The 14086-nt window shown below is 60.0% G+C and carries 9 protein-coding genes and 1 rRNA gene; 2 read left to right on the top strand and 8 right to left on the bottom strand.

Annotated features, from left to right (window positions below; all coding sequences use genetic code 11):
* The first annotated feature begins 10 nt into the window (after window positions 1-10).
* A 5S ribosomal RNA gene (rrf, locus tag CAF77_RS11765) occupies window positions 11-126 on the top strand.
* A 73-nt stretch (window positions 127-199) separates the two neighbouring features.
* Here rrf and CAF77_RS11760 read toward each other — a convergent pair.
* From CAF77_RS11760 to CAF77_RS11745, 4 genes are all read right to left on the bottom strand, one after another.
* Window positions 200-1378: a PepSY domain-containing protein gene (locus CAF77_RS11760; RefSeq protein ID WP_085654508.1), complete on the bottom strand. Its 1179-nt coding sequence runs from the start codon at window positions 1376-1378 to the stop codon at window positions 200-202.
* 76 nt (window positions 1379-1454) lie between these two features.
* A complete protein-coding gene (locus CAF77_RS11755; RefSeq protein ID WP_064382638.1) occupies window positions 1455-3956 on the bottom strand; it encodes a TonB-dependent siderophore receptor in 2502 nt (833 codons plus the stop codon).
* 87 nt (window positions 3957-4043) lie between these two features.
* The gene (locus CAF77_RS11750) at window positions 4044-5045 is read right to left on the bottom strand and encodes a FecR domain-containing protein (protein WP_064382639.1); all 1002 of its coding nucleotides are present in this window, start codon (window positions 5043-5045) and stop codon (window positions 4044-4046) included.
* The gene (locus CAF77_RS11745) at window positions 5045-5545 is read right to left on the bottom strand and encodes a sigma-70 family RNA polymerase sigma factor (RefSeq protein ID WP_064382640.1); all 501 of its coding nucleotides are present in this window, start codon (window positions 5543-5545) and stop codon (window positions 5045-5047) included. The genes CAF77_RS11750 and CAF77_RS11745 overlap by 1 nt, the downstream gene beginning before the upstream one ends.
* 311 nt (window positions 5546-5856) lie before the next feature.
* Here CAF77_RS11745 and CAF77_RS11740 point away from each other — a divergent pair, with 311 nt between their 5' ends.
* Complete coding sequence (locus CAF77_RS11740; RefSeq protein WP_064382641.1) at window positions 5857-7737, top strand: methyl-accepting chemotaxis protein; 1881 nt, start codon at window positions 5857-5859, stop codon at window positions 7735-7737.
* A 147-nt stretch (window positions 7738-7884) separates the two neighbouring features.
* Here CAF77_RS11740 and CAF77_RS11735 read toward each other — a convergent pair whose 3' ends face one another.
* From CAF77_RS11735 to CAF77_RS11720, 4 genes are read right to left on the bottom strand one after another with little or no spacing between them, the layout of a single operon-like run.
* Window positions 7885-8352, bottom strand: coding sequence for an SRPBCC family protein (locus tag CAF77_RS11735; RefSeq protein ID WP_064382642.1), 468 nt, complete (start codon window positions 8350-8352; stop codon window positions 7885-7887).
* 23 nt (window positions 8353-8375) lie between these two features.
* Window positions 8376-11765 (bottom strand): non-ribosomal peptide synthetase, encoded by a 3390-nt coding sequence (locus CAF77_RS11730; RefSeq protein WP_064382643.1) that lies wholly within the window; start codon window positions 11763-11765, stop codon window positions 8376-8378.
* A gap of 13 nt (window positions 11766-11778) precedes the next feature.
* Window positions 11779-12708, bottom strand: coding sequence for a diiron oxygenase (locus CAF77_RS11725; RefSeq protein WP_064382644.1), 930 nt, complete (start codon window positions 12706-12708; stop codon window positions 11779-11781).
* Window positions 12705-13478 (bottom strand): DUF3050 domain-containing protein, encoded by a 774-nt coding sequence (locus CAF77_RS11720; protein ID WP_064382645.1) that lies wholly within the window; start codon window positions 13476-13478, stop codon window positions 12705-12707. The genes CAF77_RS11725 and CAF77_RS11720 overlap by 4 nt, the downstream gene beginning before the upstream one ends.
* Window positions 13479-14086 lie beyond the last annotated feature (608 nt).

Here is a 14086-nt window from a genome sequence, read left to right as displayed (position 1 = left end):
ACCCGAATTTCTTGACGACCATAGAGCGTTGGAACCACCTGATCCCATCCCGAACTCAGAAGTGAAACGATGCATCGCCGATGGTAGTGTGGGGTTTCCCCATGTGAGAGTAGGTCATCGTCAAGATTGAATTCCGAAACCCCTGTCTGCTAACGCAGACAGGGGTTTTGTCGTTTCAAGGGACACCGGAAATCTGTCTTCAAACCGCTCTGCGTGCCTTGCTGCTCTGACGAGCCTGCCACTTGCGCCACCAGATGTAGACGCCAGTCCCCGACAATCCCGCAATCAGAACACCCAACATCGCGATCATCACTTGTCCGGTGAAGCCTATGATCCGCCCCCCATGTATCGGCAACTGCAACCGATAAAACCGCTCTCCCAACGTCCCTTCTCCTGCAATCTCCTGCCCCAATAATCGTCCGTCCGTACCGTGGAAGAACAACCAGGATTTGCCGTGGGCCTCCGTGTCATGCTGTCCGAACCCCGCACCGTAGAAGTTATACTCAAAGCTGTAATACAACTCGCCGATCGCTGCTGTCAGCCCCAACCTTTTTCCCTCCTGCTGTGCTCTTTCGTACGCCTGTTGATAACTCAATCGGGTGATCCCCAGCTCTTCGGCAGGCATTCGCCCTCGGGCTTCATACACGCTCGGTTCAATCGGGGAAAACAACGACACCACCGGTTTGAAAACCTGGCTCGGCAGGTTCATCGCCACGCTGCTGACGGCGATCGGCAGCAATAACAACCACAGCCACAAACCCCCTGCCCGATGCAGATCGAAGTTGAGTCGATAGGTATGCCCGCCCTTGATCTTCCAGGCGCTCCACCACTTCTTCCAGAACGGTTTACCCCGCGGCAACGTCAGCCAGAGGGCGATGAAGCAATCGATTACCCAGGCGATGGCCACCAACCCCATCAACAGCAAACCCCAGTTACCGGGCAGTGTCAGGTTGTAGTGAAACTCAAGAATGAACGGGACGAAATTCTCACGCTGGAAACAGCACTCGCCCCAGTAACGCTGGCCTTTCTGTTCGCCACTGACCGGGTCGAGGTAGAACACCTGATTGCGTTCTTTAAACGGTTCGCCCGTCGCCGGATCTTTACGTGGAACCGTCGCAAGCATTGCCGTGTGGCCTTCCTCGTTCGGGTATTCCATGTACCAGACTTGCAACTTCGGATGTACCGATTGCACCGTATCGACCAGCTCACCGGGCGGTAGAAGTTCTCCCTCGGCCGACGCCGCGTAAAACTCCGGATTCAACCACTCATCCAGCTCATGATTGAACGCCAGAATGCTCCCGGTGATCCCGGCCAGCAGCAGAAAAACCGCCGTGGCCAACCCGATATACCGGTGCAACAAAACCAGAAACGAACGCATGGAAACTTTCCCCTCAGATACGACAAAGCCAGCCCCTGATTTCAGGGGCTGGCTTTTTTATGCACAAGACAAAGGCTTAGAACTGGTAACTGACCGTAGCGGCGACGTTGCGCTCTTCGCCCATGTAGCAGAAGTCCAGACTGGCGCAGGAGGCCACGTAGGATTCGTTGGTCAGATTGTTCGCATTCAGGCGTACGTCGACACCCTTCAGACCGACCTTGCCGAGGTCATAACCGATCGATGCGTCGAACAATGTGTAGGACGGCACCTTCATGGTGTTCTCTGCATCCGCCCAGCTATAGCCGACATAACGCACACCACCGCCCAGTCGCAGACCATCGAGTGCCGCGCTGTCGAATTTGTAGTCGGCCCACAGCGATGCCATGTGCCGCGGTGCCTGGGTTGGCGAGTTGCCTTTGTTCTCGATCACATTGGTCGGTGTGCTCAAGGTGCTGGTCATCGACTTCGAGTATTCAATGTCGGTGAAGGTGTAGCTGCCGAGGACTTTCAGGTTGTCGGTCAACTGCATGTGCGCTTCCAGTTCCAGACCCTGAGAACGGACAGCGCCTACAGCGCGATAGAAGTTTTCCTGCGGCAGTTTGGTCGCCAGGTTCTCCTGATCAATGTGGAACAAGGACGCGGTGAACAGATTCTCGGTACCCGGCGGCTGATACTTCAGGCCTGCTTCCCACTGTGTACCGTCAGTCGGTGCGAGAGGATTGCCGGCGCTGTCCGCGTAGGAATTCGGATTGAACGACTCGGAATAGCTGACGTACGGCGCGAGGCCGTTATCGAACAGATACAGTGCGCCGGCGCGACCGGTGAGCTTGGTGCGTCGATCGTTGATCTCGGTGCCGACCGGACGGCCCGCTTCGGCGATACGGTTTTCATCGGAGGTTTCCACCCAGTCCTGGCGCAGCCCCAGCGAGAAGCGCCACTTGTCCATCTCGATCAGGTCTTGCAGGTAAACGCCGGTCTGCTCCAGGCGCCGCAGATAGCTGGTCTCGCCGTATGGCGTAATAGCCGAATTGCCATACACCGGGTTGAACGCATTGATCGGCGCCAGGCCGCCACTGGTCCAGTCGACCACGGTTTTGCGTCGCTGGTAATCCGCCCCCATCAGCACAGTGTGCTTGGTCACGCCGGTGAAAAATTCCGCCTGGAGCATGTTGTCGACGATGAACGCGTGCAGGCGCTCGTCACCGCCGGTGTAGTAGCGATTCAGTTCGTTGCTGGTCGGCGACGTCCAGCCATAGGCATAAACCTGATCCATGTTCACTTTGGAGTCGAGGTAGCGGAAATTCTGCCGCGCGGTGAAGACGTCGTTGAAGCGGTGTTCGAACTGGTAACCGAACGACTGCTGATCACGGGAGTAGCCATCGATGCCCGGCTCGCCTTCGAAGAAGTGCGGCGAGATGCGATTGCCGTTGCGCTGATGAATCGTGCCGTCGGCCGGCACGCCACCGTGGTAGCCGCCATCCGGGTCATGCTGCAGATACGCTTGCAGCGTCAGCGAGGTGTCTTCGCTGAAATCGATGCTGACGGTCGGTGCGAGGGCGAAGCGCTTTTCCTTGTTGTGGTCGAATTGCGTGTCGGACTGATCCGTCAAACCGATCAGACGATAGGCGATGCGCTTGTCGTCATCGACCGGTCCGCTGAAGTCAAAACCGACACCACGTTGGCCCTGAGTACCCACCGTGGCTTGTACCTGGTGATAGGCTTCGTACAGCGGCTTCTTGCTGGTCAGCGCCACCAGACCGCCCGGCGAGCTACGGCCGTAGAGTACCGACGACGGGCCCTTCAGAATATCAACGCGTTCGAGGAAATACGGATCGACCTGCATCGTGCTGTAGGTGCCGCTGTCGCCCATCGACTTGAGGCCGTCGAGGTAAATGTTATCCACCGAACCGTCGTTGAAGCCGCGCATTGCCACGTAGTCGTAACGGTGCGTGGCTCCGTAAGGGTTGGTCAGTACGCCGGGGGTATAACGCATGGTCTGGGACACGGTTTGCGAGCCTTGGTCATCCATTTGCTCGCGGGTGACCACGGACACACTTTGTGAGGTTTCCAGCAACGCGGTACTGGTCTTGGTGGCGATCTGGCTGTGCGTCGCGTTGTAGCCATCCATGCTGCCCAGCGCGTTGCCGAGGGCGAAGCCTTTGATGTCGGTGGTCGGCAGGGCCAGCGCTTCGGTTTCCGCGACGGTGCGCAACACATAGCTGCTGCCGTCCTGGCTGACCGCCTCCAGACCCGAACCGCCGAGCAGATGTCTCAGCGCCTGATCGGTCGAATACTCGCCCTGCACGCCGGGTGATTGTCGGCCTTGAGTCTGCTGTGGGGTCATCGACAAGGTGATGCCCGCCTCACGCGCGAACTGGTTCAGCGCCTCGCCCAATGGCCCGGCGGCGATGTTGTAGCGGTGGCTGCTGACCTCGCTGGCATTGGCCGCCATGCTCAGGCTCGGCAACACGCCAACGCCCAGTGCAGTAGAAAACAGCGCCGCCCGAACGGCGTGGCGCAACAGGCCGGATTCGGCAGAGAAATTCAGAGGGTTCTTACAGGTAACGCGCGCAGTCATTGTAGGTTTCCGTAGGCAGTCGCGAAGGCTGAGTTGAAGTGCTTACTGACTAAGCCGGACTTGCCACGAAAACCCGCCAAAATAATTTCAGGCCACAGACTCCAGCGTCACCCACCAACGAGTGCGGTAGCGCAATTGCACCGGCAGGGTCTGGGGCAGAATCGCCAGCAGCTTGTCGGTGTTCTCAAGACGGAACACACCGGAGAGGCGCAGATCCGCAATGTCCGACGCACAGCTCAGAAACCCCTGACGATACCGGCCGACTTCGCTGAGGAAGTCGCCCAGCCGCATGTTGCGGGTCACGATCAGACCGTCGACCCAGGCACCGGCGTCCATGTCCAACGGTGGCGCCGGGCGAACTTGATGGTGATCGATCAGATAGCTCTGACCGGCGATGGCCTCTGTCGAGTTGCCGGCGGAGTGAATCGCGACCCGGCCACTGGTGACGCTCAGGCGCGTGCATCCATCTTCCTGGCGCAGAATGAATCGCGCCTTGAACGGCTCGTAACTGCCATGACGACTCTGCACCCGCAGCGGTCGCTCAATCGGCGCACCTTCATCGGCACCGCCACAGGTGACGATGATTTCGCCACGGGTCAGCCTGATCAGCCGTTGTTGCGCGGTGTAATCGAGATCCACGCTGCTGGCGGTGTTGAGTTCGATCCGCGTGCCGTCCGGCAACTGGAAGCCACGGCGTTCGCCGGTGGCGGTGGCGTAGTCGGCGCTCCACTGTTGCCAGGCGGACGTGTCTTTGGCCAGCCATCCCGCCGAGCCCATCAACAGCGCGCCGGACAATAGCTTCAAGGCCTGACGTCGCCCCAGCCCCTGCGCACTGTTTTCCAGCGTGTTGAATGCCACCTGCGCACCGGGCACGGCGCGCAGATTGTGAGTCAGTTCAGCTTGCAGAGACTGCACCCGTTGCCATGCCAGTTCGTGATCATGGTGCTCGGCGCGCCATTGTTCGCACTGGCGATTCAGGCGCGGGTTGCCGTTGTTATTACGCAGGCGCAGGAGCCAGTGAATGGCCTGTCGGACGACTTGCTGCGGTGGCTCGGCGCGTCGGCCAAGCGAGAGGTTATCCACCGGCATCAGTTTTCGTACCGCAGCACGTAGCAGTGATACAGCGCATCGGCGACGTAGCGTTCCACCGAGCGCAAGGACAGGCCCATCTGCGCGGCAATTTGCTTGTGGGTCAAACCTTCGCACTGCGCCAGCAGAAATGCCTGACGCACTTTCGGCTTCAAGCCTTCAAGCATGCGGGCAATGCCTTCGAGCAGTTCGATCACCAATGCGCGGGATTCAGCACTCGGGGTTTCGGCTTCAGGTAAATGGGCGATGGTTTCCAGATAGGCGCGTTCAATTTCTTCACGGCGCCAATGATCGATCACCAAACCCCGAGCAATCGTGCGCAAGAATGCGCGAGGTGCCTTGAGTTCCAGACGCTCGGTGCGCTGCAGCAGGCGCACGAAGGTGTCCTGAGCCAGATCCGCCGCATCGGCGGCATTGCCCAGCCGCGCGCGCAGCCAGCCGTTGAGCCAACCGTGATGACTACTGTAAAGCGCCTGTACTGCAAACTCAGGTGAGGACATGAATGCGACAGCCCGAACGTCACAAATGATAATTAGTCGCATTGTCATCAAGGGTTACAGAATTTGCAACCGGCGCTGCAAAACAGTCATCAAAAATTGACAGGCGAACGCTCTGGCACGCCGTTCGGCGGGAATCTGGCAGAAATGTCGTCCATTTCCCACAAAGCCCTAAGTTTTCTCCTAAGCGTGCCGACAGACTGGTGAGACATGCGTGCACCAAAGTAGAGCAGTCGTCAGAACGCTGCCTGCGCTGTACATGGAATGTTGCATCCGGAACGCATCCCCACTTTTCGCATAAGAAGTCCCATGAAATGAATCTCAAGTTCAGCCATAAAATCCTGCTGGCCGCCTCGGGCGTTGTGGTCCTGGCGTTCGCGCTGTTCACTTTGTACAACGACTATCTGCAGCGAAATACGATTCGCCAGAACCTCCAGTCCTCCGTCCAACAGGCCGGCGACCTGACCGCGAGCAGTGTGCAGAACTGGATGAGCGGGCGAATTCTGGTACTGGAAAACCTCGCACAAAACGTCGCTCATCAAGGCAAGAACGCCGACTTCCCGGGCCTGGTCGATCAACCGGCCTTCACCTCGAACTTCCAGTTCACCTACGTCGGCCAGGCCAACGGTGTGTTCACCCAGCGCCCTGACGCGAAGATGCCGGATGGCTACGACCCGCGTCAGCGCCCGTGGTACAAGCAGGCCGTGGCCGCTGACCAGACCATGCTGACCCCGCCATACATGGCTGCCGTTGGCGGTCTGGTGGTGACCATCGCCATGCCGGTGAAAAAGAACGACGAACTGCTCGGCGTAGTGGGCGGTGACCTGAGCCTGGAAACCCTGGTAAAGATCATCAACTCGGTGGACTTCGGTGGCCTGGGCCACGCGTTCCTGGTCAGCGGTGACGGTCAGGTAATCGTCAGCCCGGACAAAGACCAGGTGATGAAGAACCTCAAGGACATCTACCCGAACGCCGGTGTGCGCATCGAGAAGGGCAATCAAAACGTGGTGCTCAACGGCCAGGAACGCATCCTGTCGTTCACCCCGGTTGCCGGTCTGCCGAATGCCGAGTGGTACATCGGTCTGTCGATCGACCGCGACAAGGCCTACGCCGCACTCAGCCAGTTCCGTACCTCGGCAGTGATTGCGATGTTCGTCGCGGTGGGCGCGATTGCGGTGTTCCTGAGCCTGCTGATCACCGTGCTGATGCGTCCGCTGATCACCATGGGCCGCGCGATGCAGGACATCGCCCAGGGTGAAGGTGACCTGACCCGTCGTCTGGTAGTGGAAAGCAAGGACGAGTTCGGCGAGCTGGGCAGTTCGTTCAACCAGTTCGTGGAGCGGATTCACGCTTCGATTTCCGAAGTGTCTTCCGCGACTCGCCACGTACACGACCTGTCGCAACGGGTGATGGCATCGTCCAACGCCTCGATCATCGGCTCCGACGAGCAAAGCGCACGCACCAACAGCGTGGCTGCGGCGATCAATCAACTGGGTGCCGCCACTCAGGAAATCGCCCGCAACGCCGCCGATGCTTCGCAACACGCCAGCGGCGCGAGCGAGCAGGCCGATGACGGTCGTCAGGTGGTCGAGCAGACGATTCAGGCCATGACCGAGCTGTCGCAGAAGATCAGCCTGTCGTGCACCCAGATCGAAACCCTGAATGCCAGCACCGACAACATCGGCCACATTCTCGACGTGATCAAAGGCATCTCCCAACAGACCAACCTGCTGGCGCTCAACGCAGCCATCGAAGCGGCCCGTGCCGGTGAAGCCGGACGCGGTTTTGCGGTGGTGGCGGACGAGGTGCGTAACCTCGCTCACCGTACTCAGGAATCGGCGGAAGAGATCCACAAGATGATCACTTCGCTGCAGGTCGGCTCCCGCGAAGCGGTGACCACCATGAACGCCAGTCAGGCGTCCAGCGAGGAAACCGTTGAAGTGGCGAACCAGGCCGGTCTGCGACTGGTCAGCGTGACCCAGCGCATCGGCGAAATCGATGGCATGAACCAGTCGGTGGCCGCCGCTACCGAAGAGCAGACCGCCGTGGTGGAAACCCTCAACGTCGACGTCAATCAGATCAACCTGCTGAACCAGCAGAGCGTGGCCAACCTCAATGAAACGTTGAAGGATTGCGATGCGTTGTCGCAGCAGGCCAACCGTTTGAAACAGCTGGTCGACAGCTTCAAGATCTGACACCAAGTCAGACCGCGTTATCGTTCATCGCGGGCAAGCCCGCTCACACAGGATTTCTGGCGCACACAACATTTGTGACCGACCGGGAACCTGTGGGAGCTGGCTTGCCAGCGATAGCGGTGGCTCAATCACCGCAGAACTGAAGCCTTACACAAACAGCTTCAGCACATTGCCCATCGCATCATCGGCAAAGCCCTGCACGAAATCCTTGAACCCCGGCAGTGCCTCGGGCCCACCGCTTGCTGGCTCGGCAATGATCGTCCAGGTCGCCCGCGACTTGCCCGCGCCCAGCGATTCCACATTCATCGCCGCCCACAGATTGGCCACGCCCAGCGTGTTGTAGATCGTGGTCCAGGTCATGCTCAGCGCCTGGTCATCCCGGGAGTTGAGTTGCTCGACCACGACGTTGCCATCCTTGAAGAACTTCTTGCGCAGCGAAGACACGCCTTCGCCGGTCATTTCGATGTGCGACAGGGCCGGAATGAAACGGTCGAAACCGTCGAACTTGCCCACTACCGACCACACCTCATTGGCGTCCACCGGTACTTCCACCGAAGACACGACGTGGCAGCCGTGAGGGTTTTTGATCAGGGTGTCGGGTTGAAGATTGCTCATGGTGTTGCTCCTTGGTTGATGAGTCAGATGAAGTTGATTTCTTTCAGGTAGTCGCAGCCGCGACGCAGCAGCGCCGGGGATTTTTCCGGGTAGTGCGCGCCCATCTGCTGCACGCCGGCCTGGGCGTTGGCGTGGCCGATCAGGGAGATGTCGCCGATGTCTTCCTCAAAGCCGTTGAGGTAGAAACCGAGCACACCGAACAGCGCGTTGTCGGCATCGACCCGGCCCAGTTGCTGTTGCCAGTCGGCGACGCTGACCAGCGAAAACTCGCTGCCGGTTTCGCGGAACGACGCGACGTAGGCATCCCAGCTCAGAGGCTCCGGGTTATGCAGGTTGAACACCGCCCGTTCGGCCGAGTAACGGCTGGCGTGAAAGGCGATGAAGCGGGCGAGGAAGTCCACCGGCATCAGGTCGAAATTCAGCGCGAAGGCCGGCACCTGACCGAGCTGGATCGAGCCCTTGAGCATCAGCATCAAACGGTTCTTGTGCGGCTGGCAGACGCCGCTGAGGCTGTTGAAACTGATGTTGCCGGGCCGGTACAGATTGACCCGCACCCCACGCTCCCGGGCCCGTTCGAGGATGCGTTCGCCGACCCATTTCGACAGGTTGTAGCCGTTGCGGATGTAGATCGGCGGCGTCGGTGCGGCGGGTAGTTCCAGCACCCGGCCTGCGTCGTCGACGGTGCTGGAGGCCGACAGCGTCGAGACGAAATTGAACACCTTCTTGCTGCGCCCTTCGCACAGCCGCAGCAGTTCGAAAATCGGCTCGACGTTGTCCGCCGCCAACGACTCGTAATCGAGCACGTGATTGACGTTGGCAGCGTTGTGCACCAGCGCGCCGAACTCGCGATCCAGTCGCTCGAAATCGTCATCGGCCAAGCCCAGTTGCGGCCGGCTGATGTCCGCCGAATAGACCCGCACCCGGCTCAAATCCAGATGCTCCAGCCGGTTCTCTCGCAGCGCTTGGGCAAAGCGCTGCGCCGCGGTTTGCCCGCCGCCGTCGCGCACCAGACATGCCACTTCGCTGGCGCCCCATCCCAGCAGCGCCTCGATGATGTGCACGCCGACAAAACTGTTGGCGCCGGTGACGATCACCTTGTGCACATCGCCCATGCGGCTGATCGGCAATGGCTCGATGTCCAGCGCTCGCTCGGCGTCGGCCATCGCCTGGGCGCTGAGCACCGCGCTGTCATCGGTGCCGCGCACCAGGGTGGCGAGCTTGGTGATGGTCGGCAGTTCGATGAAGCGGTTGATCGAAATGCTGCGACCGAATTCCTCCCGCAGACGCAGGAGCATGCGCGACAGCAGAATCGAGTGCCCGCCGAGATTGAAGAAGCTTTCGTCGGTGGAAATGTCGCTGGCCGGCAACTCCAGCAACTCACCCCAGATCTCCAGCAGCAGCGCTTCGTCGGCGTTGGCCGGCAGGCATTTGGGGCCGCTGTCCTGCACGCTGATCGGCAGCTCCAGCAAGGCCTTGCGGTCGACTTTGCCATTGGCGGCGAACGGCATGTTCGGCAGTTCCGTCCATGCCACCGGTTGCATGTAGTCGGGTAAAAACTGCTGCGCGTGAGCTTTCAAAGACTCCCGCGCGGCATCCGATTGCGGCTGGGCAAGGAACGCCAGAATTCGCCGCTGACTGTCGATCACCACGGCGATTTGCCGATACAGCTGACTCTCGCGCAGGCACCGCTCGATCTCTTCCGGCTCGACTCGGAAACCGCGGATCTTCACCTGATTGTCGCGGCGCCCGCACAGCTCGATGCCGTCTTCGCCCCACTTGGCCATGTCGCCGCTGCGGTAGGCGCGCAGACGCTGGCCGTCCGGCAGCTCCAGGTGCAGATAGCGCTCCGCCGTCTGCTGCGGATTGTTCAGGTAACCCAGGCACACGCCCGGGCCGACGATGAACAATTCGCCCACCGTTTGCTCCGGCACCGGTTGCAGATCGTCATCGAGGATCAGCACCTGACTGTTGGCAATCGGCCCGCCGAGGGTGCGATTGCCGTCGCCCGGTTGCAGTTGCCGCGCGGTGATCAGCACCGTGGCTTCGGTCGGGCCGTAGAGGTTGTGCAGCTTGCCTTGGCGCGTCAGTTGCTCGATCACGAACGGCTCGCAGACGTCGCCGCCAGTCATGATTTGCCCGACGCTTTGCAGTTGTTCCAACGACAGGATGCTCAACAGCGCCGGCGGCAGGAACGCGTGGGTCAGTTGCCGACGGCGAATCAGCGCCACCAGTTGCAGCGGATCGCGGCGCTGGTTGTCGTCGGGCACCACCAGTTCCGCGCCTTCGAGCAAGGTCGGGAAAATGTCGATCAGCGACGAGTCAAAACTCAGCGACGAGAACTGCAGCACCCGGCTCTCGGCCCGCAGCTGCACATAGTCGGCGTACCACGCGGTGAAGTGGGCCAGGTTCGCCTGACTCAGCAGCACACCCTTCGGGTGCCCGGTAGTGCCCGAGGTGTAGAGCGCCATGCACGGCGCGTCGAGTCTGGGCCGGCGAAGCATCAACGGTTGCGATAGATCGGCGTCAGTACGGTCGATGCGGCAGACATCCAGCCCCGGCATCGAACCGCTCAGCGGGTGTTCGCCGTCGTGCAGCAACAATACAGCCCCGGCGTTTTCCAGAATGTACTGCTGGCGCTGAAGCGGATGGCTCGGTTCCAGCGGCAAATACACCGCGCCGCTGCCGAGAATTGCCACGATCGAAGCAAACAGCGCATCGCATTTCGGCAGGCAAATCCCCACCACCCACGGTTGTGGTTGTGTTTCCAGCATTGCCAGCAAGCGTTGCTGGATTGCACGGCTGTGATCATGCAACTGGCGGTAGCTGATCGACTGCTCGGCGAGGTGCAGCGCCGGGCGTTCAGCGTGCTCGATCAGACTCTGTTGCAGCCGCTCGATCACCGGGATCTGCGCCTGTTGCAACAAGCCCGGATTGGCCGTGGCATTAAGGCGATGGACGTAAGCCAGGCCGTCGAGAAACAGCAGGTTTTCCACCTGCTCGAAGTCCGGCGCACGGGCCGCTGTCGCGTGCTGGAAATACTCGGCATCGCGGGAAAAACGACTGACCAGCAGCGCCACTTCGTCCACCACCTGCGCCAGTGTTCGCTGGCGCAGGGCCTGACCGTTACCGGACGGTTCGTCGGCGATGGGCACGCGGCTCAGCAGTGTCGTGTTGCACAGGCACAGCAGATCAAGCACCGGCAAACCGCCGACGCCCGTTGCGCCGATACCCAGACGCAAGTTCAGGTGCGGTGTCGGGCCGTGATCCTGCGGCGCAAGACTGCCGTCATCGATCACCAGGTCCACCGACATAGCAATCTCTGTCAGCAATGAATGACCGTGTTGTTCCAGCTCCTGCGCCAGGTCGGTCAAGGCCTGGCTGCGGCCCCTCAGCAAAATGTCGAGACGTCTCATGTCAGCCTCCTTGTCAAACCAGGTAATCGCGCAGGGCGTGCTGCACGCACGGTGTGTCGAGCAGCGAACTGTTGTGAAAAAACCGCACGATGTTGCCCACCAGCGGGTGGTGGCGATTGATCGGGAAGGCCAGCCCGGCCATCTCGTCTTTCAGTGCGCAGCGGGTTGCGTCGTTGACCGGCAGGGCGTCGATCAGGCGCAGGTCGAAAGACTTCTGGATGTCGTTGGTCAGGTAATGGCCGATGAACACCGGCAGGATCTGCGCGATGCATTCGCGATCCGCATCGTTCGCGGTGTGCCAGTAGATGCGCACCATCCGCGCCCAGAAACTCGAGTGCCGTCCCTCATCGAGCAAGTGATCAGCCATCAAGCCCTTGATCGACGGCTTGACCGTGTCGTCCCGGGCGAACGCCGCGACGTCGCCAGTCACGGTGTTCTCGGCGATGGCCACGCAGATCAGTTCCACGGCGCTGCGCAGGTGTGGCGGAGCCAGTTCGACGGCTGCCGGAATCGCCCGGCTCAGTTCGATTTCATTCGGCAACTCGATCGGTTCGATGCCGGTCATGGCCACCGTCTGTTGCATGAAATCCATCGCCACCAGCGCGTGGTAATCCTCGTCCACGACCACGGTCATGGCGTCGTAACGACAGGCGAACGGGAAGGTAACGGCGAAGCGGTTCTTGGCGATGCTGCGGGCGGTTTTGTCGACGATTTCGGTCTCGAAAATCACCACGTCGTTGATGAATTTGTACAGCGTCTGCACGAGGGCGAAATCACGCTGCTGCGGGCATTCGCGCAGGAAGGTTTCGCTGAGCACCAACGGCTGGCGGCTGAGCGGATAGATCAGCCGCGCATCGTCCTCCAGCACGCGGCGCGGCCGGGTGCGGATGGTCGCGCGGCTTTCCCAGGCATCGGCGAAAGACTGATAGTCGGCGGCATTCATTGGGCCACCTCCGCCAGCGGTTCGCGCATGCTCAGGCGCAAGCCGTCCCACAGGGCGATGCGGCTTTCCACGGCGGCGATGGCGCTGGCGTAGACCTCGACTTCGCGCTGCGGATCGCCGTCCACCAGTCGGTCCAGCAGTTGCTCTGCGGCAGGGCCGTGGTCTTCGGAGTCGACTTCGATGTGTCGCTCCAGGTAGTAGCGGAAGGTCGGCGCCTGTTCGACGCCGATGCCCCAGGCATCGAGCATGCGCTGGAACATGGTCGGGATCACGCTCTCGCGACCGTGCAGGAAGGCGGCAGCCACGCTGTGCCCCGGCGCATGCAGCGCGGTGTGCAACGTGTCACGGACGAACCGCGCCGCCGCCGGATCGACCTCGACGCTTTGCAGGGCGACGTCGTAACTCACGCCTTCCTGTTGCAGCGTCACGAAGCGCTCCACCGCCGTCGTGTCCGCACCGACTTCGCGCATCGCATCGAGGTACAGTTCGAAGTGACTGTAATGCCCGTGTGACAGCCGATCGTCAGATTCTTCCCCGAGCACGATTTCGTTGATCAGTCGTGCGGCGTGCGGGTCCCGTGGTGGCAACCACGGCAGACGGGTGCAGGTCAGTTCCTGCTGCAGACGCTTGGTCAGTGACATGAAGTCCCAGACGGCAAATACATGGGACTCCATGAACCGGCGCAATGTCGCCAGTGAATCGATTTCAGAGAAGATTGGATGAACGCTAAGTTCGGATTTTTTGAGTGTAAGTTGCTCTTTGGTTGGCATGGTTGCGAGACTCTGGCTAATAGGGAAATAGGGATTTCTCAACCATTTGCTAACTACGGTGAACAAGTTTCTCCAGGCGAACGACAGCCTCATTCGGATTCGATGAAAACAGGCAATGTCTGAAGGGCCCGGGACAGCGGAGGACGGTAAAAGCCGTCACAAACGAGGCCGTACTGCAAGGTTGTGCCGGGTTGGTGATTTCGGATCCAAACTCGACGAAGAAAAACTAATACATCGCAAAACAACTTAACAAGTTTATTTTTAATTATTTTTAGTTGGCTGTTTTTGAAGTATGAGTGGGGCTGATAAAACTTATAAGTTAAGTTTTATTTGGGCGTAGTTGCTCCTTTCGGCGTTTAATGGCCAAAATTGAACGACAAGAGTGAATGCCTCACTCGAAGCAACTTTCAAGTTAAGTAATCGAATTGATATGAGGGGATGAAGTCGGGCTGTAAGAACGCCGTTTCTTCCTGTTCCCGTGACAAGGCTCCTTCCGTAGGTTCCTGGTGCGGGGACTGCTGCCGGGGCGGCGCGTCCCCGTTCTATATTGGGTTGGCGATTCAAGGGTGCGCGTAAATCGGCGCCGCGGCTATCGTCGAAAATGACTT

Source organism: Pseudomonas sp. R15(2017), assembly GCF_002112685.1.
In the GTDB taxonomy this organism is placed as follows: domain Bacteria; phylum Pseudomonadota; class Gammaproteobacteria; order Pseudomonadales; family Pseudomonadaceae; genus Aquipseudomonas; species Aquipseudomonas glycinae.
The sequence above is the reverse complement of the archived record's forward strand: the minus strand, read 5'-3'. Positions and strand labels throughout refer to the sequence as shown.

Excerpts from the sequence above, each read along its gene's own strand:
- CAF77_RS11725 (WP_064382644.1), bottom strand. The coding sequence starts at position 12,708 with ATGAATGCCGCCGACTATCAGTCTTTCGCCGATGCCTGGGAAAGCCGC.
- CAF77_RS11760 (WP_085654508.1), bottom strand. The coding sequence starts at position 1,378 with ATGCGTTCGTTTCTGGTTTTGTTGCACCGGTATATCGGGTTGGCCACG.
- CAF77_RS11740 (WP_064382641.1), top strand. The coding sequence starts at position 5,857 with ATGAATCTCAAGTTCAGCCATAAAATCCTGCTGGCCGCCTCGGGCGTT.
- CAF77_RS11745 (WP_064382640.1), bottom strand. The coding sequence starts at position 5,545 with ATGTCCTCACCTGAGTTTGCAGTACAGGCGCTTTACAGTAGTCATCAC.
- CAF77_RS11735 (WP_064382642.1), bottom strand. The coding sequence starts at position 8,352 with ATGAGCAATCTTCAACCCGACACCCTGATCAAAAACCCTCACGGCTGC.
- CAF77_RS11720 (WP_064382645.1), bottom strand. The coding sequence starts at position 13,478 with ATGCCAACCAAAGAGCAACTTACACTCAAAAAATCCGAACTTAGCGTT.
- CAF77_RS11755 (WP_064382638.1), bottom strand. The coding sequence starts at position 3,956 with ATGACTGCGCGCGTTACCTGTAAGAACCCTCTGAATTTCTCTGCCGAA.
- CAF77_RS11750 (WP_064382639.1), bottom strand. The coding sequence starts at position 5,045 with ATGCCGGTGGATAACCTCTCGCTTGGCCGACGCGCCGAGCCACCGCAG.
- CAF77_RS11730 (WP_064382643.1), bottom strand. The coding sequence starts at position 11,765 with ATGAGACGTCTCGACATTTTGCTGAGGGGCCGCAGCCAGGCCTTGACC.